The organism is Pectinatus frisingensis, assembly GCF_014076555.1.
GTDB lineage: Bacteria > Bacillota > Negativicutes > Selenomonadales > Selenomonadaceae > Pectinatus > Pectinatus frisingensis.
In genome coordinates, this window is the sequence record NZ_CP045424.1 from 766,119 (window position 1) to 787,944 (window position 21,826).

The 21,826-nt window shown below is 37.9% G+C and carries 20 protein-coding genes; 6 read left to right on the top strand and 14 right to left on the bottom strand.

Features of this window, described 5'->3' with window-relative positions:
• Nucleotides 1–31: 31 nt before the first annotated feature.
• The 3 genes from F8M42_RS03715 to F8M42_RS03725 all read right to left on the bottom strand — a co-directional run bounded on the left by F8M42_RS03715 (nucleotide 32) and on the right by F8M42_RS03725 (nucleotide 2,468).
• Complete coding sequence (locus F8M42_RS03715) at nucleotides 32–889, bottom strand: transporter substrate-binding domain-containing protein (protein ID WP_229711434.1); 858 nt, start codon at nucleotides 887–889, stop codon at nucleotides 32–34.
• A 37-nt stretch (nucleotides 890–926) separates the two neighbouring features.
• Entirely contained in the window at nucleotides 927–1,610 is a 684-nt protein-coding gene (locus F8M42_RS03720) for an amino acid ABC transporter permease (RefSeq protein ID WP_182188020.1), read from the bottom strand.
• A gap of 87 nt (nucleotides 1,611–1,697) precedes the next feature.
• The gene (locus tag F8M42_RS03725; protein WP_182188624.1) at nucleotides 1,698–2,468 is read right to left on the bottom strand and encodes an amino acid ABC transporter ATP-binding protein; all 771 of its coding nucleotides are present in this window, start codon (nucleotides 2,466–2,468) and stop codon (nucleotides 1,698–1,700) included.
• Nucleotides 2,469–2,722: 254 nt separating this feature from the next.
• Here F8M42_RS03725 and F8M42_RS03730 point away from each other — a divergent pair, with 254 nt between their 5' ends.
• Nucleotides 2,723–3,646, top strand: a complete 924-nt coding sequence (locus tag F8M42_RS03730; RefSeq protein ID WP_182188021.1) for an AEC family transporter — start codon at nucleotides 2,723–2,725, stop codon at nucleotides 3,644–3,646.
• Between the two features lie 426 nt (nucleotides 3,647–4,072).
• Here F8M42_RS03730 and F8M42_RS03735 read toward each other — a convergent pair whose 3' ends face one another.
• Entirely contained in the window at nucleotides 4,073–4,810 is a 738-nt protein-coding gene (locus F8M42_RS03735; RefSeq protein WP_182188022.1) for an NADPH-dependent oxidoreductase, read from the bottom strand.
• A gap of 272 nt (nucleotides 4,811–5,082) precedes the next feature.
• The gene (locus F8M42_RS03740) at nucleotides 5,083–5,385 is read right to left on the bottom strand and encodes an HU family DNA-binding protein (protein WP_182188023.1); all 303 of its coding nucleotides are present in this window, start codon (nucleotides 5,383–5,385) and stop codon (nucleotides 5,083–5,085) included.
• Nucleotides 5,386–5,704: 319 nt separating this feature from the next.
• Here F8M42_RS03740 and F8M42_RS03745 point away from each other — a divergent pair, with 319 nt between their 5' ends.
• Nucleotides 5,705–6,208, top strand: a complete 504-nt coding sequence (locus F8M42_RS03745; RefSeq protein WP_182188024.1) for a DNA-deoxyinosine glycosylase — start codon at nucleotides 5,705–5,707, stop codon at nucleotides 6,206–6,208.
• A gap of 8 nt (nucleotides 6,209–6,216) precedes the next feature.
• Here the strand turns inward: F8M42_RS03745 and F8M42_RS03750 are convergent, their stop codons facing one another.
• The 6 genes from F8M42_RS03750 to F8M42_RS03775 form a co-directional block, all read right to left on the bottom strand.
• Complete coding sequence (locus F8M42_RS03750; protein ID WP_182188025.1) at nucleotides 6,217–7,998, bottom strand: ATP-binding protein; 1,782 nt, start codon at nucleotides 7,996–7,998, stop codon at nucleotides 6,217–6,219.
• A 343-nt stretch (nucleotides 7,999–8,341) separates the two neighbouring features.
• Complete coding sequence (gene phoU, locus F8M42_RS03755; RefSeq protein ID WP_182188026.1) at nucleotides 8,342–9,001, bottom strand: phosphate signaling complex protein PhoU; 660 nt, start codon at nucleotides 8,999–9,001, stop codon at nucleotides 8,342–8,344.
• Between the two features lie 16 nt (nucleotides 9,002–9,017).
• A complete protein-coding gene (gene pstB, locus F8M42_RS03760; protein WP_182188027.1) occupies nucleotides 9,018–9,773 on the bottom strand; it encodes a phosphate ABC transporter ATP-binding protein PstB in 756 nt (251 codons plus the stop codon).
• Nucleotides 9,774–9,843: 70 nt separating this feature from the next.
• The gene (gene ppk1 / locus F8M42_RS03765; RefSeq protein ID WP_182188028.1) at nucleotides 9,844–11,922 is read right to left on the bottom strand and encodes a polyphosphate kinase 1; all 2,079 of its coding nucleotides are present in this window, start codon (nucleotides 11,920–11,922) and stop codon (nucleotides 9,844–9,846) included.
• A 3-nt stretch (nucleotides 11,923–11,925) separates the two neighbouring features.
• Nucleotides 11,926–12,861, bottom strand: coding sequence for a Ppx/GppA phosphatase family protein (locus tag F8M42_RS03770; RefSeq protein ID WP_182188029.1), 936 nt, complete (start codon nucleotides 12,859–12,861; stop codon nucleotides 11,926–11,928).
• A 71-nt stretch (nucleotides 12,862–12,932) separates the two neighbouring features.
• Nucleotides 12,933–13,634 carry a response regulator transcription factor gene (locus tag F8M42_RS03775; RefSeq protein ID WP_182188030.1) on the bottom strand — a complete coding sequence of 234 codons (702 nt, stop codon included), beginning with the start codon at nucleotides 13,632–13,634 and terminating at the stop codon, nucleotides 12,933–12,935.
• 273 nt (nucleotides 13,635–13,907) lie between these two features.
• On the opposite strand from F8M42_RS03775, the gene F8M42_RS03780 reads away from it, so the two are divergent.
• The 3 genes from F8M42_RS03780 to pstA are packed head-to-tail and all read left to right on the top strand — an operon-like array spanning nucleotide 13,908 to nucleotide 16,552.
• Nucleotides 13,908–14,780, top strand: coding sequence for a phosphate ABC transporter substrate-binding protein (locus F8M42_RS03780; RefSeq protein WP_182188031.1), 873 nt, complete (start codon nucleotides 13,908–13,910; stop codon nucleotides 14,778–14,780).
• A gap of 30 nt (nucleotides 14,781–14,810) precedes the next feature.
• Entirely contained in the window at nucleotides 14,811–15,695 is an 885-nt protein-coding gene (pstC, locus tag F8M42_RS03785) for a phosphate ABC transporter permease subunit PstC (RefSeq protein ID WP_182188032.1), read from the top strand.
• Nucleotides 15,695–16,552 (top strand): phosphate ABC transporter permease PstA, encoded by an 858-nt coding sequence (gene pstA / locus F8M42_RS03790; RefSeq protein WP_182188033.1) that lies wholly within the window; start codon nucleotides 15,695–15,697, stop codon nucleotides 16,550–16,552. Before pstC ends, pstA begins: the two co-directional genes overlap by 1 nt.
• Nucleotides 16,553–16,619: 67 nt before the next feature.
• Here the strand turns inward: pstA and F8M42_RS03795 are convergent, their stop codons facing one another.
• The 3 genes from F8M42_RS03795 to F8M42_RS03805 all read right to left on the bottom strand — a co-directional run bounded on the left by F8M42_RS03795 (nucleotide 16,620) and on the right by F8M42_RS03805 (nucleotide 20,150).
• Entirely contained in the window at nucleotides 16,620–17,786 is a 1,167-nt protein-coding gene (locus F8M42_RS03795) for an FprA family A-type flavoprotein (protein ID WP_182188034.1), read from the bottom strand.
• A gap of 98 nt (nucleotides 17,787–17,884) precedes the next feature.
• Nucleotides 17,885–19,264, bottom strand: a complete 1,380-nt coding sequence (locus tag F8M42_RS03800; protein ID WP_182188035.1) for an SGNH/GDSL hydrolase family protein — start codon at nucleotides 19,262–19,264, stop codon at nucleotides 17,885–17,887.
• A gap of 67 nt (nucleotides 19,265–19,331) precedes the next feature.
• Nucleotides 19,332–20,150, bottom strand: coding sequence for a Cof-type HAD-IIB family hydrolase (locus F8M42_RS03805; RefSeq protein ID WP_182188036.1), 819 nt, complete (start codon nucleotides 20,148–20,150; stop codon nucleotides 19,332–19,334).
• 273 nt (nucleotides 20,151–20,423) lie between these two features.
• On the opposite strand from F8M42_RS03805, the gene F8M42_RS03810 reads away from it, so the two are divergent.
• Complete coding sequence (locus tag F8M42_RS03810; RefSeq protein ID WP_229711436.1) at nucleotides 20,424–21,731, top strand: LCP family protein; 1,308 nt, start codon at nucleotides 20,424–20,426, stop codon at nucleotides 21,729–21,731.
• Nucleotides 21,732–21,826 lie beyond the last annotated feature (95 nt).

The window sequence follows — 21,826 nt, forward strand, 5'->3', positions numbered from 1 at the left end:
TCAAATTGGCTTTGCATCAATGCAGGTATCATTATTGTGCATTAGAATTGGCAAGTTTACTGTATTCTTTAATCCATTTATTAAAATTGCCATTGTCTTTATTTTCCTTGATAACTTCATTTATTATTTCTAGTAGGTCATCATTACCTTTTGTCACGGCAAGTGCTGTATCTTTATTATCGTTTTTGAACGCTGCATCACTGAAAGTCAGATCAGGATTAGCGGTCAGATACTGCTGTGCCACGATACTTTCGACAACGATGCCGTCGATTTTTTTATTAGTTAATTCAAGTACAAGGCTTGGGACTTTGTCCAATGCTACCAAAGAGGAGTTTGGCATTTCAGATTTAGCCAGTTTTTCCTGCGTAGTGTTCTTTTCTGCGCCTATTGTCTTTCCATTGAAGTCATCTAATGCTTTAAATTTATCAGCGTCTTCTTTTCTTATCAGCAATTTTTGGTGCGAGGTCAAATATATATCGGAAAAATCAACAGTTTTTTTTCTTTCATCAGTCGGATTTATACCGGCAATGGCTAAATCAACTTTTCCTGCGGTCAATGAAGATAGAAGAGCATCAAAGCTCATATCTTCAATTTTTAATTTTACGCCTAATTTGTCGGCAATAGCTTTAGCTAAAGCCATGTCAATTCCTGCCACATGATGATCACTGCTGGCTGTATCGACAAATTCATATGGCGGGTAACCAGATGCCGTACCTACGACAAGAACGCCTTTATCCTTGATTGACTGCATCAAGCCTGTTTTGTTTGCTGTTTGCTCACCAGAACCACTTCCGGTACTACCACCGCTGTTGCTACAGCCGGTGATCATAAATGCTGTCAGCAGCGTTGCCATAATACAAAATACCATTTTTTTCAATTTGATTTTCATACCATTCACCCCTGTTTTATTGACAAAATCATAAATATTAATTGCTTTTACTCATATATCTTTCCATAAATCTGACACCATAAGAAATAGTAAATGTTATTATAAAATAAATGGCTGCGACTATAATCAATGGCGGCATCGGCTGAAAACTTATTCCTTGTATCGTATTGGCAGTGTACATAAGATCAGCCATGCCAATCACAGAAACCTGCGATGATGTCTTGATTATTGTGACAAATTCATTTCCCAATGCAGGCAGTATATTTTTTATCGCCTGCGGTAATACAACCAAACGCATTGCAGAATGGCCATTAAATCCAAGTGATCTTGCTGCCTCCATTTGACCCTTTTCAACTGACTGTATCCCGCTGCGCACTATCTCACAAATATATGCGCTGGTATTAACTGTAAGTGCCATTATACCGGAAAGCATTCGATCAATGCTTACCCCGCCTATATCAATCGACGGTAAATTGATACCCAGCATCGGCAAGCCAAAAAAAGCAATGGCAATTTGAACTAAAACCGGTGTACCGCGGATTAATTCAACATAAGCATTGGATATCCAGCGAAGGCCTTTGACCTTACTGATTTTCATCAGTGCCAAAATTATACCGATGATAAGACCGCCTATAATCGAAAAAAACGATATGCTGATAGTCATTTTTGTTCCAGCCCAAAACATATCACTGTATTTAAAAAACACATCTAAAATTGACATCTCTCCACCTCTTTATTTATTGTATACAGAATTCCAAACTCCGAATACAGAAGACTGGTAAAAAAAACGTTAACAGCATTTAACTTATTAAATTACTTTTTGTAAAAAGGATCTTACACGCTTATTATCGCTGCTATTAAATACATAATTTGGACTGCCTTTTTCGATTATTCTGCCAGAATCCATAAAAACTACATTGGAGGCTACTTCACGCGTAAATCCCATCTCGTGGCTTACAATGATCATTGTCATTCCGGTTTTGGCAAGATTTTTCATTACCTGCAGTACTTCTCCGACCATTTCGGGATCCAGTGCTGATGTAGGTTCATCAAATAGCATTACATCAGGATTCATTGCCAATGAACGGGCAATGGCGATACGCTGCTTTTGTCCGCCTGATAACTGGCTTGGATACGCATCTTTTTTTTCAGCCAGACCTACTTTATTCAAAAGTGATATACTAATTTCTTCAGCATTTTTTTTAGACATTTTTAATAAATTTATTGGTGCCAGTGTAATGTTTTCCATAACTGTAAGATGTGGAAATAAATTAAAATGCTGAAAAACCATACCTATTTTTTGACGAATAGTATCAATATCGGAAGATTTATCCACTATTGAACGGCCATTATAGCAAATATCTCCATTATCGATACTTTCCAATTGATTTATGCAGCGCAGAAGTGTACTTTTTCCTGCTCCTGACGGACCTATTATAGTCACGACTTCACCTTTTTTTACAGAAAGGTCGACTTCCTGAAGAACATGCAATTTTTTAAATGTCTTAAACACATTTTTTACATCAATAACAGTATTAAATTCACTGGTATTTAATTCAGTTGTATCAGAATTATGCATATTGAACAAATTAAACAATTTTCTCCCACCCTTTCTACAGTGTAATTGAAATGATAAAAAAAAACGCCCTGATAGTAAATCTATCAGAACGTCTTTGTTCATTTTATTGTGATAAGTATACTATGCACAAATATACTTGTCAATGATATATTTTTTTATTTTTGGATGATTTTATAAATAATTTTCCTTGACACCGCATGGGTTTATCAGTATTCTTTATTGTATACTGAATACTGATAAGGAGCATTGCTGATATGCTGCAAATTATAGATCAAATGATAATTTTGATACTGTTGACATTGCTTGGTTTTGTCTGTTTTAAAACCGGTATTATGAATGAAATGTCCAATAAATACCTCTCCAAATTAATTATAAGCATAATGTGTCCGGCAATCATTATCGATTCCGTGGTCAACATGCAGCATGACGAGTCACAGGCAGCAGTACTGTGGGTATTTGGTGCTGCTATTGTGCTTTATTTTACGTTACCTTTACTTTCTAAATTATGTTGTTTTGCATTCGGCATAAAAGCACCTCAAGCAAAGCTTTATGAGGCCATGCTGACATTTTCTAATGTCGGTTTCATGGGAATTCCCGTAGTGCAGGCTGTGTATGGGAATAAAGCTATTTTCTATTTATCAATTTTTATTTTTGTTTATAACATGGTTGTATTTACTTATGGTACTTATTTAGTCAGTCATGGTGTGACTGAAAAAAAATTTGCCTTGAAAGATACATTAAACACTGCTGTAATAGGTTCATTATTGGGCATATTGATTTATTTTCTGCATATAGATTTACCATTCACAGTGTGTAAAGCTGTCGGCATGATAGGACAGACTACTACGCCGCTGGCCATGATTGTAATCGGTTCAACGCTTGCTGCCACTTCGGTGGAATCTGTCTTCAATATTAAGCATTTATATTTAATGAGTATTGTGAAATTGTTGTTTATCCCATTGGTAATACGGTTGCTGTTTGGCCTTTTTATCACTGATCAAATGATATTAGGAGTTTCTGTTATTGTTGCCGGAATGCCTGTTGCCAGTAATCTCGTTATGCTTCGCAATCAATATGGCGGGGATAGTTCACTGTTGGCAAAGGGAAGTTTTATGACCACTATTTTATCAGTATTTTCTATTCCTTTGGTGGTGTGGTTTATCATGCTCCCCCTGTAATTAAATATGGTTATGGTGAACGTGATAAACCAGCAGTGCATTGTAATTTTTCCGGGAATATAAATAATCGGTCATATGGATAGGCTATTTTTGACAGGTTAGGAGTTATTTTTGCTGCCGATGAAAAGAAAACATTTGATTTATGTCCATGTAAAAGTCAAATGGAAGAATTTTTCAGTAGTGAAATCTGACAACAGTTTTCGTATCCATAACAAAGATTAAGAGTTATAGAACTCCTGTTGACATATTGGCAGAAGTTTTTTGCGTGGAAGGGAGTAGTAAAAATTATCTAGTTTGTCTGTATAAAAATATCATATAATAAAACACCCCAAATTTTCTGGCTGATTTACAGCATTCATATATTTGGGGTGTTTTACTGATAATTAAAGCAATGATTAAAAAATATAACAAGAAAAACAGAGATAATTATTTATTGTTGAGAAATCCCTGAGCTTTCATTGTCGGATACACAGCAGGAAAATATACTTGCTTGTAAATATCGGCTATCTGCCGGCTCCAGTTAGTATCTTTGTCACCGCGCTGCCGATAATATTTTTCCATTGTTTTATCGTATTCATCAATGACTGTTCTGACATTATGTGAATCATAACTTTCTTTGTGAATAAATGTCTTAAATGGCAATCTTGGTTTTATGGCAGGTTTATCTGCCGGATAGCCGATAGCCAGCCCGACTATCGGACAAGTATATTTGGGAAGTTCAAGAAGTTCTATCATCTCAGCAGGATTATTCCTTATGGCACCGATGGGGACAATACCCAGACCCAGCGATTCAGCAGCAACAATAGCAGCTCCTAGTGCGATACCAACATCGATAGCGCCTACCAAAGTACCTTCAAGACTTTCCTGGATGATTTGCTTTTGCCCATTTTTTTCACAGGCGATACTTGAGCGGTAAAAATCAGCTGTAAAAACAAGAAATACCGGGGCTTTGCCAATCCATTGCTGATTGGCAGCCAGTTTGGCAATCTTTTGCTTTTTGGCAGTATTTTTTACTACAATAATTGAACACTGCTGCCCATTTATCGAAGTGGGCATAGCCTGTGCGGCTTGCAGTACTTGATCTAAGACTTCGTCAGCTATTGGTTTATTAAGATAACTGCGTATTGAACGGTGTTGTTTCATAGTTTCAATGGTATTATCCATATAATCACATCCTAAATATTATTGTGATTTGATAATACAACGATATAAGCTATTAGTAAAGTAATTACCTTTTTAATACTTACTTACCAATACTATATTATAAAGAAAATAAAAAAAAGCTGTCGCATGAACAGCATTGACCTCATAAAAATGCAATCCACCACTGCATAGCGGCTCCCCGCTTTTTAAAAGTGGACAAAGAAAGTGAAGTATTACATATTTATGAATGAAAATGGATACGTGCGACAACCCTTTTTGGTATGGAATATTAATTATTTTTTTGCTTTTTTCCTTTTCGGGGCAACATTCATTTTTTCTTTAAGGTTCTTACCAATTTTAAAGGTTGCAGTTTTTGATGCAGGAATCTTGATTTCGGCACCAGTCTGAGGATTGCGGCCTTTTCTTGCCGCGCGTGTCTTTGCTTCGAATGTTCCGAAACCGATGAGCTGTACATTGTTACCGCTGACAAGTGATTCGCTAATTGCTGTGAAAACGGCAGTTACTGCTAATTCAGCATCTTTTTTGGTGGTATCCATTTTTTGAGCCACTTCAGTGATCAATTCTGTTTTGTTCATATTATCCCTGTCCTTTTTAAAAAATTATGATTGATTTATAGACTATTTTATCATATATATTTGAATTTTTCCTCTAAAAATTGCAAATTTTATAAGAAAGTTTTTTAAATTTCAATAAAGTAGTCGATAAATTGAGCTAATGACCATAAAATCGAGTATAATCAAGCATTGTCGTTAAATTATTTGACCCTATAAAAACAGTCTGTAAATTTATCTGATAACAGATGTTTATTGACATGCCCAAATAATTTATGTAAATGATATTTTTCCCCAAATGGTAATATAATAGTATATACAGATGTTAAGCAAGGAGAAATATATGGATAAATGTTTAGGATTTAAGCCTATAGTAAATAAAAATGCTCAAATATTGATTTTAGGTTCCATGCCCAGTGTAGTTTCATTAAAACAGCAGCAATATTATGCTCATCCGCAGAATAGATTTTGGCGTTTAATGGCAAATTTGCTTGGTTATAATAATGCTCCAACAAACTATGATGAAAAGATAAAGATGCTGCAGGATAATCATATTGCGCTGTGGGATGCCATCGCTTCCTGCAGACGAGAGGGGAGTTTGGATTCCGCTATAGAAAATGAAATTCCCAATGATTTTACCGGTTTTTTACGAAAGTATCCGGCAATACGGACAGTGTGCTTCAATGGAGGGAAATCTTATCAGTGCTTTAAAAAATACAATAAACGGCTTTTGCAGGATAATAGCTATACTTTTTTGCCTATGCCTTCAACCAGCCCGGCTAATGCCCGTTTCCGCTTAGAAATGCTGGAAAAAACATGGGGGAAAATGTTTCAGCAGACAAAATAGGACGGCAGTTAATTATCAGCGTGCTGTAATGGGAATTTTATTGTAAATGTGGTGCCCTGTCTTGGTTCACTGGCAACAAATATTTTACCATCAAATAGTTCCACAAGAAACCGTACTAATGAAAGACCAATGCCTGAACCTCCGATATCCTGGCGTACACGAGATTTGTCACTACGGTAAAACCGATCGAAAATAAATGGAAGTTCTGATTTATCAATGCCTATACCGGTATCTTTTATGGTAAATACGGCAGTGTCTTTTTCGATTTTGCAGGAAAGATAAATGTTTCCTGCAATTGGAGTATATTTTATTGCATTTTCCATCAGATTGATAAAGATCTGTGTAAATAGATCAGGATTAGCTTTTATCAATATCGTTTTGTCAGGAAAATCTGTATTCAAATGTTGTTGTTTTTTTTCTAATAATGGAGTCATAGTTTTGCCGGCCTTAGCTAAAGCAGTCAGACTGTCGATATTAGTTGTGATAATTTGTTTTCGATAGTCATGGCTGTTTAATTTTGCCAGTTGCAGCAGATTTTTTACCAGGTATTGCATACGACAGCTTTCATCATAAATAATTTTTAGAAAATGCCGCGTTGTTTCACTGCTATTTGAATTTTCGTCAAGCAGAGTTTCACTGAATCCTTTTATTGAAGTGAGCGGTGTTGAAAGCTCATGAGCAGCATTGGCAACAAAACTATTCTGTCGGTCGGTTATTTCCTGCAGCAATGATATATCATGAAAAACACAAACGATATTTTGTCGGTCTTCTATGGCAAATGGGGCAAAAAAAGCGATGAATGTCTTTTCAGCATGTCCCAATCTGATTCGAAAAGTGGTTTTCTTATTTTGGTTTTCACGGGCACAATTTTTAGCGGTATCACTGATGATGGTACTGCCGATACAATTGATGCTGTAAGTATTTATGATGTCTGATGTTATGGCAAAAGTTTTTTGAGCTTGTTTATTAGCCTGAATAATGAGACCTTTTTCATTTAATAAAATCACGGCATTATCCATATTGTCGAGAATCAGGGACAAAGTATGGGCTTTTGCTTGAGAATCATTAATTTTGCGAAGCAGTCGACTGGTAAGTTTATTTATTGTGACTGCGAGAAATTCTAATTCGTCACCGGTTGTGATATGCAGCCGGGTATTTAAATCACCATTGATTATTTTTTGGGCGTCATTGGTCATTTGTTTTATTGGTTGAATAAAGCGGCGGGTTAAAAATATACCGATACTGATAGCAGCAATGGTGACAATTAAAAATATGAATAAGATATTATTTTTCATATCATTATAAGATTTTTCCAAAGGTGCAATACTCATAGCCGTCCGGCATACCCCAACTAATACACCCTTATTATAGACAGGAATAGCGACATAAAGAAGATTTTTCTGCAAAGTCTGGCTGAAACGTATGGAAGATCCGAGACCTGTATTCAGTGCGTCTTGTATTTCAGTGCGGTCTTCATGATTGTCCATGGATTCGATATCATAAGAAGAATCATATATAACAGTGCCAATGCTGTTTATCAGGGTGATGCGCAGGCCTGTGTCATCACTGACTGAATGCAGTAAAGCGGCACCATCATCTTCAGGATCGGTAAAGTATTTTTGTGAGATGTCGGCAATAGTTTTGGCTTGATTTTCTAAAGAAGTGGTTCTGTCTGTGATATTTATTTGATAGAAATAATTGACAATATAGATACTGCAAATCAGCAAAGGTAAAATTACTAATACCAGTGAATAAAGTGTAAGCCGCCGGCTGATACTTGATTTTAGCATAATGAGAATCCTCTCTAAGAATGTTTATTATAATATAACGCAAATCTTGTCGTTATAAAAGTGATAGATTTTGTAAAGAGAGATTTGTATGGATAAATTGTAAACGTTTAAAAATACTTTTTGCCTCAATAAAGCAGCGATATGGACTGAATGGTTGGAACAATACAGATAGATAATATTTTCATAAAAAAAAGGCTGCCACATGCAGGTGTTTTCATTCATAAGCATACACTATCCCGTTGACTTTATCCCCTTTGGCAGGGGATAACCGTATAACGGCGGTAGCAGTATCTGATGAGGTCAATACCCTTCATGCGACAGCTCCTTGCACTGAAGATAACGGTTATTTGATTTTTTTTGTTTTGCGGATGCGTTCGGCCGTTTCGAGATAAATGACCCATTCAGCAATATTTGTAGCATGATCACCAATTCTTTCCAAATAACGTGAGATAAATACCAATTCCGGTAGTGATTCAACACTGGTATAATTTGATATTTCAGTCAGAGTTTTGGCAAAAAGTGAATCAGCATTATCATCCTCATGACAAACCTGTTCGGCCAGACTAACATCACCATCTTTATAAGCTTGGATTGACATGTTGATCATCGTGACGGCACAATCAGATAATTCTTTTATGTAAGATTTATTGAAATTAAAAGGTTTTTTTAAATTACGGGTGATTCTGGCTATGTCAAAAGCATGATCACCAATACGTTCCAAGTCAGTGGATATTTTAAAGGAGGTGGCTATTATTCGTAAATCGTGAGCTATAGGCTGCTGTTTAGCAATCAGCAGTATGCAGGAATCTTCAATATCAATAAGTAATTTGTCGATTATGTCATCGTTGTTCATTACCTGGGCAGCAAGATCCTTGTCAAAATTCAATAACGCCTTAATTGAATCCCGAGCCGCTGCTGAGGCTGTCGTTCCCATATCGACTATTTTTTTTTGTATTTTTAGTAAATCTTCGGTATAGGCTTTGCGTGTCATTTGTTGATCCATAGTTTACATTCCCTTCTTAGCCGAAACGACCGGATATATAGTCTTCAGTTTGCTTGTCCGACGGATTGGTAAAGATTACATCGGTGACATCATGCTCGATTAATTTACCGTTGAGAAAAAATGCCGTATAGTCAGATACACGTGCTGCCTGCTGCATATTGTGTGTGACCATTACAATAGTGTATTTCTTTTTTAATTCAGTAACTAGTTCTTCTATTTTCATTGTGGAAATAGGATCAAGTGCAGAGCAGGGTTCATCCATCAAAATGACTTCCGGTTCGACTGCAAGAACGCGGGCTATGCAAAGCCGTTGCTGCTGGCCGCCGGACATTCCCATAGCAGAATCATTAAGCCGGTCCTTTACTTCATCCCAAAGAGCGGCATTATGCAGACTGCGCTCAACAATTTCATTTAATTTGGCCTTACTGTTCAGTCCGTGGATGCGCGGCCCGTAAGCAATGTTTTCATAAATGGACATAGGAAAAGGATTAGGACGCTGGAATACCATCCCGACGCGCTTACGCAGATAAACAACGTCGTTATCAGGTGCATAGATGTCATTGCCATCCAGATATACGTCACCGTCAATATGGACACTGTCAATTAAATCATTCATGCGATTGAGAGTTTTTAAAAAAGTCGACTTACCGCAGCCTGACGGACCGATAAGTGCAACGACCATATTAGACGGTACATCAAGTGAAATATTATATAAAGCCTGCTTACTGCCATAATATAGATTTAGATTTTTGGCCTGCATTTTATACTGCATTGTAGTACCTCCTGGACATGTCTTCCTCGTAAATATAGCATATAATAGCGATATCATTGTTAGCTGAATGTTAATTTTTTGTAAAACTATCTGACTGCTGAAGTGTATTGTTTTGTTGCAGGAAAAAGACCTGACTGTCAAATGGGGCGGTTTTACTGATGATTTTCTGATAATTGCCGTCGGTATCCAATGATCGCCCCTTAACTGTGTCCTGCCACATTATCAATAAATTTTTATAAATGCTTTCTTTCAGTGACTTGTCATATATGGGACAGGCCAATTCTACCCTATGTTCAGTATTTCTGGTCATCCAATCGGCAGAAGAAATATAAATTTTAATGTCTGCATCGCTGCCAAAACAAAAAACGCGGGAATGTTCTAAGAACCGCCCGACAATGCTTCTTACCTTGATATTTTCTGTTTTGCCGGCTATACCAGGCTTTAAGCAGCAAATGCCGCGAATGATCATTTTTATTTCTACACCGGTTTGCGATGCCGCTGCCAGTGCATCGATGAGTTCACGGTCAGTCAGGGAATTTATCTTTAGCAGAATATGTGCGGACTTACCTTGTGCAGCCTGCAGCTGTTCATGCTTGATTAGAGCTAAAAGACCGCTTTTAAGACCGTTCGGGGCTACTAGAAAGTGTTTGTAGCTGCCATATAAATTATCGGTGCCCATATTTTGAAAAAATTGTACAGCATCCAGACCGATACCTTCCGAAGCAGTGAAAAAAGCAAGATCTGTATACGCTTTAGCCGTTTGCTCATTATAATTGCCGGTGCCTATTTGAGTGATGTATTCAATTTTATCGCTTTGACGACGCATTATAAGGCATATTTTCCCATGTACCTTAAAACCTTCCATGCCGTAAATTACTTTACAGCCGGCATCTTGCAGCAGTTCAGCCCAATTTATATTGTTAGCCTCATCAAAACGGGCCCGTAGTTCCATTAGTACGGTGACGTCTTTGCCGAGTTCAGCAGCGATGCTTAACAGTCGGATTAATTTTGTTTTTTGACCGCCGATGCGGTAAATAGTAATTTTTATAGCAAAAACAGTTTCATCATAAACAGCTTCTTTTAATAATTGTAAAAATAAATCAAAACTTTGATAAGGATAGTTTAAAAGTAAATCATGTTCACTTATATAATCAATCATGCGGCACTTTTCTGGAACGGCGCATTTTTCAGATGGATTGAATGCCGGATAAGTTGAATCTGATGACGCTGCCAGTTTATGTTGCAGTAATGTCAAATAGGTAATATTTATCGGTGCTCGGCAATGGAAGATTTGTGCCTTTTTTATTTTTAAATGTTTTGCCAGAAAATCTACCATAAAGGGAGTAGTATTTCCGTTTAATTCTAATCGTACAGCGGCAAGCCTAGACCGCCTTCTCAGGCTTTTACGAGCATGCTGGAGATAATCTTCTCCCAATTCAAAGTCCTCGTCATCAAGACTTATATCGGCGTTTCTTGTGACACTGATGACTGCGGTGTTTTCTATGGTGTACATATCAAAAATTTTTTTGGCAAAATATTGAATGACATCTTCCATTAGAATATATTTTATTTTTTTGCCCGGCAGATACAATAATTTTGGTAAGTTTTTTGGTACTGGAATAATTCCAAGTATGTAAGATTTTTTTTCTCTTAAAATGGCTGTAACATACAGTGCTTTGTTGATTAAATGGGGAAAAGGATGGCGAATATTTATCACCAATGGGGAAAGCAATGGCATTACCTGCATACTGAAATATTTTTCAATAAAAATTTGTTCCAGTTTACCGAGCCTGACAGCGGTTTTATGCTGTATGCCGGCAGTCTTGCAAATTCGTTCTAGTTTGATAAACAAGGCATCGCGTTTTTTATATAATAAGCGTGTTGCTGAGAATATTTTGTCAAGTTGCTGTGCAGGAGTTAAGAAACTTTTATTGTCAAATTTAACTTTGTCTTCCAGAGATAAATCATACAGGCTGCCAACGCGTATCATGTAAAATTCATCTAAATTGCTGTTGAATATTGATAAAAAATTCAACCGTTCGCAAAGCGGTACTGTTTCATCAGAGGCTTCTTCCAATACCCGTTCATTGAATTTTAGCCATGATAGTTCACGATTTTGTGTATATGTCGGATGAAATTTTTTTACCATATATCACACCTCGATGTCATCAAATTCTTTTAGAACTATTTTTGACAGATAACCTTCCCGTACACCTGCCTGGCTTACAAATATATTTTGCGCTGCGAAATGTTCGACCAGAGCTTCCAATATAATTGTACCGGGCAGAATAGTACGTATTCGTTCAGGAACTATATCCAATAGAGTATCAAGTGAACTGCGGTCAATATGATTTTTGTTCTTCTTGCTTAAAAACGGTTTGATGATGTTGTTGATATATTTAGCTTGTATCGTGTTATTTTGCGGGCTGAGACTAAATATCTGGTTATATAGTTTTTTAGCTGCACGGATAGTCCCACCGACTCCGCAGATATTTTGGTATTCGGCAGCAAAGTTAATTTGTTTTTCTGCTTCCAGTAAAGATAAGATTTTGCTGCTGATTTTTTCCCGTTCGTCTTTATTGGGGAAAAAATGATTGGTATATTTATTATAAGCACTAAGCGACCCCAATGGCAGGCTGACGGCCTGTTTTATTTTCATATTTTCATAAGCGACCAGTTCAGTGCTGGCACCGCCAATATCGATCATCAGACCGCTTTTTAGTGCGGCCGTGCCGGCTATACCGATAAAATCAAGAGTGGCTTCTGTTCTGCCGCTGATTACATCTATTTTAAGACCGGTGCGGTATTCTATTTCCTGTACGGCTTGATTACTATTAGCTACATTTCGCAAAGCAGCGGTTGCAAATGCATATACATTGCTTATATTTAGTTCATTGACAATTTTTTTAAAAGTGGTCAAAGCATGACAGGCCTTGTCAATACCGGCTCCACTCATCATATTGTCATGAACGTAAGAGGCCAGCGCAGCCATTTCTTTTTTATTTAGTAAGACGGTATACGAGTTGTTTTCTGCCTTGTAAATGACCAAGCGTATTGTGTTAGAGCCAATGTCTATTATTGCATACATAAAAATCACCTCGTTAAAATTAGTGCAGTAAATAAATGATAACAGATGTTATATAAGGATATTCGGGAGTGTTATTTTTTATAATTTTGTCTGGTAAATCGATAACCGACTCCACGTACGGTTTTTATGCCGTCGCATATATCAGGTGCTGATTGCAGTTTGGCACGCAGGTGACGGACATGGACATCAACAGTTCGTGTATCACCGTAGTATTCATAACCCCATACTTTTTCTAACAGTTCATCACGCGAAAAAGCTTTTCCTTCATTGGTTATAAATAATTTTAATAGATCGTATTCCTTGGGTGTCAGCATCAGCTGTTCATCATCAAGATAAGCGGCATACCCATTAAAATCAATTTTTAAATGCCCCAGGATCAATTCACCATCGGAAGATTGTTGATGAGTGTTACTGCGTCGCAGTACAGCTTTGATTCGGGCTATAAGCTCACGCATACTGAAGGGCTTGGTCGTGTAGTCATCAGCGCCCAGTTCAAGGCCAAGTACCTTGTCTATTTCTTCGTCTTTAGCCGTTATCATTATAATTGGGATTTTAGAGGTGTTTTTATTCTGTTTCAGGCGGCGGCACACTTCAAAACCATCGATTTGCGGCAGCATGATATCCAGCAGAATAAGTGCAATGTCGTTTTGCTGGGCCAGCTCAATGGCACTAAATCCGTCTGCAGCGGTCAACACTGTATAACCATTCTTTTTTAGATTAAAAGACAGTAATTCACGAATCGGAGCTTCGTCATCGACAACTAAAATTTTCATATAAACTCTCCATACTAAATTAATTAAAATGAATTCAAAGTATAACTTTCGCTAAATTTCCTGAATATCCTATTGATAAATGCAAATATCACGATAGTTAACATAATATTAACAAATGCATAACAAGCAGTATTGAAATATACGTTAAAATGAATTTGAAGCATAAAGGATATAGTTCTGCAAAATGAGTAACAGGGAATAAATCAGGTTAGATGCCGATGAGAATTATCTGGTCGGTTTTAAATTTAATTAAATTTATTTGGAGGGTTTAGGATGCTATTTAGCGGAAAGAAAAAATTATTAGCTTTATTGGGAACAATGGTATTAGGAACAATGTTGCTTGCAGGCTGCGGGGCTGATAAAGCGGCGTCGGGCAGCGGAGATAAAGCAGCGTCGGCACTGGAAGGAAAAGTAACGGCTTCCGGGTCAACTGCCTTGCTGCCGATGCTTAAACCGGCACAGGAAGCATTTGAAAAAGCTCATGATAAGGTTACTGTAAATATTGCTGGCGGCGGTTCTTTCACTGGAATGAATCAGGTAGCCGAAGGTGCTGTTGATATCGGTGATTCAGATGTTGATTTACCGGATCAGTACAAGGATAAAGGCTTGGTTGATCATAAAGTCGCTGTGGCACCGTTTGTTTTGATAACCAACACTGAAAATAAAGTAGCTAACCTTACAATACAACAGGCATCTGATATTTTTACCGGTAAGATAACCAACTGGAAAGATGTCGGCGGTGATGATCAGCCAATTACAATTATTCATCGTGCTAAGTCATCCGGTTCCCGTGCAATTATTACGGCCACTATATTGAAAGGACAAGAATTTACTGATAATGCCTCTATTCAGGATTCTAACGGAGCTGTGTTAAAAGGTGTGGCAACTACGCCAGGAGCAATAGGATATGTAGATGCCGCTTATGCTGATAAAAGTGTAAAAACTTTCTCACTTGATGGTGTGGCATATTCAGCTCAGGCAGTTATTGATGGTAAATATCCTATCTTCGGTTATGAACATATGTACACAAAAGGTGAACCTAAAGATGCTGTAAAAGCTTTTATTGATTATGTAATGGGCGATGAATTCCAAAATTCACAGGTAGAAAAATTAGGATTTATCCCGATAAGCAAAATGAAAAAATAATTATAGAAAAATCATTGCAAAGGTAAAAACATGGAAAAAGATTTTAATCATCAACGAAAATTAATATATGACCGTTATGTGCGGTATTTGTTTATCGCCTGCGCAGCATTGATGACCATAATAATTTTTTCCATAATATTTTTTGTCGGAAAACAGGGGCTGATGACATTTCATGATGTCAGCCCTATTGAATTTTTTTTGACTGATAAATGGAATCCGTCAATCAATAAATATGGGGCATTGAGTTTTATATTGGGCTCTGTGGCAGTAACAATGCTGGCGATAGTTATTGGGACACCTTTGGGGCTTTTGGGTGCTGTATTTATGTCCAAGATAGCACCGCGTAAACTCAGAAATATTATGCGTCCGGCTGTTGATTTATATGTGGCGATACCATCGGTGGTTTATGGTTATATTGGTCTTACTGTGCTTATACCATTAGTAAGAAATTTATTTGATGTCAATATGGGCTATGGTATTTTTGTGACAGCGGTAATATTGTCTGTGATGATTTTACCGACGATAATAAGCATTAGTGAAGATGCTTTGGATGGGGTGCCAAAACCTTTAGAAGAGGCATCTTTGGCATTGGGGGCAACTTATTGGCAGACTTTATATAAAGTCGTTGTACCTGCAGCCGCACCGGGAATACTGACGGCAGTTGTGCTGGCAATGGCCAGAGCAGTGGGAGAGACAATGGCTGTGCAGATGGTAATTGGTAATACACCGCTTTTACCGAAAAGCTTATTTACACCGACAGCAACCTTAACCAGTGATATTGTCATTGAAATGGGCAATACTCCCTTTGGTTCACCATGGGGAAACGCATTGTTTTTAATGGCTCTGGTTTTGCTTGTGGTTTCATTGTTGATGATTTTGCTGATAAAGCGTATCAGTGCCAGGAGGTATGCCTGATGAGTGCCAGATTGATAAATAAAATAGCTATGCTGATATTATGGCTGACCGGATTTTTCATCATTGCGCTGTTGTGTGTATTCTTAGGGTACATTTTATACAAGGGAGTGCCGGTGCTCTCGGTGCATTTTATATTCGGCAAATCAAGTGATATATCAGCAGGTGGCGGTGTAGGCGCACAATTGTTCAATTCATTTTATATGCTGTTTTTATCATTGCTGATTTCTGTACCGGTTGCTTTGGGAGCCGGCATTTATTTGGCTGAATATGCCAGAAACAATGTTGTGACAAAAATTATCAGGCTCAGTACGGAAAGTCTTGCTACAGTACCATCGATAGTACTGGGACTTTTTGGCATGATCGTGTTTGTCAATATGGCCGGACTGGGATTTAGTATATTAAGCGGTACTTTTACTTTGGTACTTTTGAACTTACCGCTTTTAGTAAGAGTTACGGAAGAATCTATAAAACTTGTACCGCAGGCTTATCGTGAAACCAGTTTGGCAATAGGAGCCACTAAGTGGCAGACAATTTATAAAGTAGTGTTGCCATCGGCACTAGCGGGGATTATTACCGGGATCATTTTGACTGCCGGACGTGCATTAGGCGAGACGGCTATTTTGATTTTTACAGCTGGTACGACAGTATCAAGGTATATGTTTGATACTGATGTAATGGCTGCCGGTGAGACTTTAGCAGTGCATTTATGGTATTTGATGTCGGTAGGTCTGGTACCGGACAGAGGCTTGATTGCTGATGGTATTGGTGCCTTGCTCATAATTATGATTTTATTGTTTAACCTGGTGCTTACAATACCACTCAGGATAATTCAAAAACGCATGGGAATAATAAAGTAAAACAATAAAAATAAAAAATGCAGCAAACGAAAATTAATCGCTTGCTGCATTTTTTTATTTTAAGGTATTATTTTTGTAAAATGGTTTCTGTTATTTTTGTTAATTCGTCTTTGGCAGGAATATTTTTGATGCTTATTTTATCAAGCCATATTGAAAAACCGCACTTTTTAAGTTCATCTTCGACCTGGCCGATACTTTGTCCACCCCAGCCGTATGAACCAAAAGCAAAAGTGAGTCTGCTTTTGTTTTTAGGAGATAATCCCTTCAGATAACACAAAAAGGAGGCAACTGTGGGCATCATATTATTGTTTAAAGTAGGAGACCCTACGGCAAGATATTTTTTTGTCAATATTTCAGTTACTATATCTGAAATATGGTTTTCTTTTAAGTCATAAAGCTGCGCGGGGATATTTCTACGAACAAAGGCTTCAGTTATGGTTTTGGCCATTGTTTCGGTAGAATGCCACATACTGTCATAAACAATAACTGCTTCTTCGGTTGTTTCATCGGCAGACCATTTTTTATAATTGGCGATGATTTCGGCGATATGTTTTCGCCAAATTATACCATGTCCGGTAGCAATGGTTTCAATATCAAGATTGGCAACATCTTCAAGGGCCTTTTTTGCCTGACGATCGTAAAGCATCAAGATGTTGGCATAATATTTTTTTGCTTCATACATGAGAACGTTGAAATCAACTTGATCATCAAAACGCTGAACAGATGCAAAATGCTGACCAAAAGCATCATTAGAAAATAAAATTCTTTCTTCAGGACAATAAGTGAACATACTATCCGGCCAGTGCAGCATCGGTACCGGAATAAACTGCAAGGTGCGGCTGCCGATATTGAGAGAATCTCCGGCTTTGACACCTGTATAATCCAAGTCACCATAAAATTTTGGAATATTTTTCAAACCATTGGGAAAACAAGTATAAATTTTAGCATTAGGACATTTTGCCATAATACTGGGAATGGAGCCGGAGTGATCCTGTTCAAGATGGTTGCAGATTATATAATCAATCTTTGCCGGATCAATGACGGAGCTTATCCGTTCCAATATTTCGTCGTGAAAGGTATCTTTTGCCGTATCGATTAAAGTTATTTTTTCATCAAGTATCAGATAAGCGTTATAAGAAGAACCTCTGCTGGTTTGATAGCCATGAAAATTGCGTAAATTCCAATCGATAACACCTACCCAGTAAATCCCTTTTTTTATTTCAACTGCCTGCATAGTAATCCTGCCTTTCTAATATAAGATATAAAAATAATATATTATTATTATAACACCGCTAATGAATAGATACAATTAATCAATATATTGGTATTGGGCTAATGTACATCAGGTGTATCATAAAACATTTTCAGTTCATCATCACTGATGTCCACATCGACTGAACCATCATTTTCAGCTGCTGTTTCGATAATACGCTGCCAGTTAGCATTGATTGTCCGTCCCATAATTTCTTTACCATTGTCATCCAAGTGCAGTCCGTCCAACGCATATTCAGTAGGCAGTACATCAGGTGGAGTCGGAAAATCAGCCGCTGTATCAATATAAAGCTGTGTACGGATATAAGCATTGACTTTATTAAATTCATCAGCCCAGCCGGATGCTGTACCTTCATTGAATATTTTTTTTATGTTGATTGGATTTATTGGCGGTAATGTTAATAATACAGGCGTTATGTTATTTTGATAACATTTTTGTTGCAGCATTTTTAAGCCGACAATGATTTTATCGGCCGGTACACCTGCCCGCAGGCTGTTGCTGGCTCCCATTATGATTAAATATTTGGGTGCAAACGGCAGGACATCTTTATCAAATCGGTTTACCATCCTTTCAATGGTATCACCACTTTCTGATAAATTTATTGTAGGGAAATTGAGATAATGGGCATAGCTGAATTCAAAATCTGCCGGACTGTATGACATATGTCCTCCTCCATGGCTGATGCTGTCACCAAAGATACCGACATTGTAATGGGCAGCCGGATCATTACTGAATTTTTCAGTTTGTGAGTAGTCACCTACAGGCTGTCCGCTGTCATCAAGTCCGCGTACCCGCCAATAATATGTGCCAATGCGGGGAAATGGGTCATAATATTCACAGGCGAAGTCTATGGTATGGGAATAGACTGGCTGCGATGAGTCAGTATTGTCAGTTTCCGGCGGAGAAGACAGTATTTCTATTTCGAATTTGCTGGCACCGGCATTAGGTATCCATTGGTAAACCGGATATAAAAGGATACTGCCGTTACCTGAATCATAATCAGCGTCAGGAATTGGTGAATTTATTTTAGTGGGATGATTGTCAGTATACAAAACTTCCATAGAAGAAAAATTAGTAATCGGCCTGTTGTCGATATCCATTGCGCGAACCCGCCAATACAGCGTTGTTGGGACATCATGGTCAAGATTTTTCAAATCAAGATTAAAAGCATTTATAAATACCTGATTAGTGAAGTAAACATGTTCAGGTGAAGGCGCATTAATTTTTAGGTCTGTAGGAATTTTGTTAAAAACTTCCAGCTCATAGTAAACAGCCTGAGTGTTTTTATTCCATGCCAAAAGAGGTGCATCGGAAGCAGGTACAGCCTGGGTATAATGTGTACTTATTTCCGGCGCGGGATAAAGCTGTCGGAAGCTGTAAGCATCGCCTGATAAAACAGCAATAATGCTGAGTACCAGAAAAAAAATCGTATACTTCATAAACTGCCCCTCCCTTCAGCGGGCATTGAAACAATGAGAAAATGAGAATAAGATGCGGTCAAATATTCTAAAGTGCATATTTTTCAATAGCGATGGCTACACCATCATCTGCGTTGCTGACAGTGCTGTACTTAGCGGCTTTTTTAGCTTCGAATACGGCGTTTGCCATAGCCACTGAATAACCGGCATATTCCAGCATTGACACGTCATTGCTGCCATCACCGATTGCCATTACTTCGTCCGCTGCGGCGTGGAGCATTTGAGCCAGCTTGGATAAGGCTGTTCCCTTGCTGGCAGTCATACTGTTGAACTCCAGGTTAGCTTCTGTGGAGCCGGTCATTATTGCCGGCAAATCTTTGCACTTGGTACGGATATCCTCATAATTATCAGACTGGTAAAAAAAAGCATTTAATTTATATATTGGTTTTTGCCAATCCTGACGGAATAAGGCTTTAAGATTATCAAGCGGCGTACGTGTGTCCTTGACAAGCTGAACGAATTGCTTTGGTACATATTTTACTGCATGCTCGTAACATGATCGGGACGTGTATATTTGCTCATTGGTATATACCTCAAGCATCACTGGATATTCCCGTACGATTCGATAAATTGTGTTGGCGGCAGAAAAGGACAAGGGATCAGATAAAATAGTCTTATCAGCTTGTTTATCATATATTTTGCAGCCATTGCCATTTATGAAATACCGGATATCGGGCAGCTGATTTATAATAGGCAGCAACTCTGTATTGCAGCGGCCGGTGCAGACTGCCACGGCGATGCCTTTTTCCCGGGCTCTATGTATTGCTGCGTGATTCCTTTGCGATACTATATTTTCGTTATTCAGTGTAGTTCCGTCCATGTCAAGGGCGATTAATTTTACTGCCATTGTATGACTCCTTTCACATCTGATATTTTATGATTATGATAATATTTTACAATAAATAGTATGCATTGGCAATGACACGAAAAATTGAAAATAACGTGACTTTTTGCTATACTAAATTTTGTTTATATATGCAGATTTTATTTGATAATAATAAACGGATATTAAGCCGGTGAAATAGAATTCAGATAGAGAATTGATATTTAATCTATATGTTTTGCAAACCAGTATTAGAATATTGTGGATATTAATATGAAAATCATGGGGAATTAATAATTGGAACAAAAGAAAATAAAGTATAAACGAAGTTATCATCGCGTTATAATGCTGGGTATTATTTTGCTGCTGATGATTGCGGCGGCTATGGCTTATGCTTTTACCAGATATAGTACAACTAAAAATACTTTGGGACAAGCCGGCAATGAAAAAACAACGATAATGGTAATGGGAGTGGACAGTCGGGCTGACGATGTGGGGCGCAGTGATACTTTGATGGTATTTACTGTTGATGAAAAAAAAGATGATGTATCTGTGCTGTCAATACCGCGCGATACCCGGGTTAAGATAGATGGACATAATTACGACAAAATAAATCATGCCTATGCTTATGGGGGACATCAGCTGACGCAAAAAGCGGTTGAAGACCTGCTGAATGTTCCAATGAATTATTATGTATTGATAAATATTCAGTCATTCGCCAAAATTATTGATGCCATCGGCGGTGTGGATATTGATGTGGAAAAAAGAATGTACTATGATGATCCGTGGGATGATAATGGTGGCCTGCATATTGATTTATATCCGGGAATGCAGCATATGGATGGGAAAAAAGCCATTGAATATGTACGCTTCCGGGATGGCGAGGGAGACATTGGCAGGATAGCCCGTCAACAGCATTTTATAAAGGCTGTTCTGGCTAAAGTACTGACGCCGGCTGTTTTGCCTAAGATACCGGAGATAATCAAGGAAGTCAGTTCAACAGTAAAGACAAATTTGTCTTTTACTGATATGCTAAAATTTGCCAGGCTGCTGCCGGGGATGAAAGATGGTGGCGTCACATCATCGATGCTTCCTGGTAAACCAGCTTACATTGATGATGTGAGTTACTGGCTACCTGATATTGAAGAGTTGCGCCGCAATATGGCAGAGACAATGGATGTTGTGATGACAAGTCAGATGGAAGCCGATGCGCAGCAAACAGCTGAAGAATATAATAAATCGCTGCCTGATGGTTTAAAACTGCTTAGTAAGGGACCTGAAGAAAAAGTAAACAACAGCGATGCTGTCGAAAATAATACTGAGAAAAAAGATAGTCCGATGAAACCGGAAGATATTACTGTTATGGTGATAAATTCCAGCGGAATAAATGGCGCGGGGGCGGCTGTAGCTGAACAGCTGCAGCGTAAGGGTTTTAAAATCTCAAGTGTTGAAACTGGCCGCACTTCATCTAATCAGCAGACGAAAATCATGACTAATGATAACGCTGTAAATCTGTTCTATGGAATGTCATTCCCTTGTGTAATTATGACTGGCAGCGGTACAGGCCAGGCTGTAGTAAATATTGGCAGAGATTATAGAAGATAGCACATGCAGGTGGCGAAAGCTTATCATATAATTTGATTTGAAAATGATTTTAGCTATCATGAGATGCAGCGGTATGACAAATAAATTTAAGTTAG

Excerpts from the sequence above, each read along its gene's own strand:
- F8M42_RS03715 (WP_229711434.1), bottom strand. The coding sequence starts at position 889 with ATGAAAATCAAATTGAAAAAAATGGTATTTTGTATTATGGCAACGCTG.
- F8M42_RS03720 (WP_182188020.1), bottom strand. The coding sequence starts at position 1,610 with ATGTCAATTTTAGATGTGTTTTTTAAATACAGTGATATGTTTTGGGCT.
- F8M42_RS03725 (WP_182188624.1), bottom strand. The coding sequence starts at position 2,468 with ATGCATAATTCTGATACAACTGAATTAAATACCAGTGAATTTAATACT.
- F8M42_RS03730 (WP_182188021.1), top strand. The coding sequence starts at position 2,723 with ATGCTGCAAATTATAGATCAAATGATAATTTTGATACTGTTGACATTG.
- F8M42_RS03735 (WP_182188022.1), bottom strand. The coding sequence starts at position 4,810 with ATGGATAATACCATTGAAACTATGAAACAACACCGTTCAATACGCAGT.
- F8M42_RS03740 (WP_182188023.1), bottom strand. The coding sequence starts at position 5,385 with ATGAACAAAACAGAATTGATCACTGAAGTGGCTCAAAAAATGGATACC.
- F8M42_RS03745 (WP_182188024.1), top strand. The coding sequence starts at position 5,705 with ATGGATAAATGTTTAGGATTTAAGCCTATAGTAAATAAAAATGCTCAA.
- F8M42_RS03750 (WP_182188025.1), bottom strand. The coding sequence starts at position 7,998 with ATGCTAAAATCAAGTATCAGCCGGCGGCTTACACTTTATTCACTGGTA.
- phoU (WP_182188026.1), bottom strand. The coding sequence starts at position 9,001 with ATGGATCAACAAATGACACGCAAAGCCTATACCGAAGATTTACTAAAA.
- pstB (WP_182188027.1), bottom strand. The coding sequence starts at position 9,773 with ATGCAGTATAAAATGCAGGCCAAAAATCTAAATCTATATTATGGCAGT.
- ppk1 (WP_182188028.1), bottom strand. The coding sequence starts at position 11,922 with ATGGTAAAAAAATTTCATCCGACATATACACAAAATCGTGAACTATCA.
- F8M42_RS03770 (WP_182188029.1), bottom strand. The coding sequence starts at position 12,861 with ATGTATGCAATAATAGACATTGGCTCTAACACAATACGCTTGGTCATT.
- F8M42_RS03775 (WP_182188030.1), bottom strand. The coding sequence starts at position 13,634 with ATGAAAATTTTAGTTGTCGATGACGAAGCTCCGATTCGTGAATTACTG.
- F8M42_RS03780 (WP_182188031.1), top strand. The coding sequence starts at position 13,908 with ATGCTATTTAGCGGAAAGAAAAAATTATTAGCTTTATTGGGAACAATG.
- pstC (WP_182188032.1), top strand. The coding sequence starts at position 14,811 with ATGGAAAAAGATTTTAATCATCAACGAAAATTAATATATGACCGTTAT.
- pstA (WP_182188033.1), top strand. The coding sequence starts at position 15,695 with ATGAGTGCCAGATTGATAAATAAAATAGCTATGCTGATATTATGGCTG.
- F8M42_RS03795 (WP_182188034.1), bottom strand. The coding sequence starts at position 17,786 with ATGCAGGCAGTTGAAATAAAAAAAGGGATTTACTGGGTAGGTGTTATC.
- F8M42_RS03800 (WP_182188035.1), bottom strand. The coding sequence starts at position 19,264 with ATGAAGTATACGATTTTTTTTCTGGTACTCAGCATTATTGCTGTTTTA.
- F8M42_RS03805 (WP_182188036.1), bottom strand. The coding sequence starts at position 20,150 with ATGGCAGTAAAATTAATCGCCCTTGACATGGACGGAACTACACTGAAT.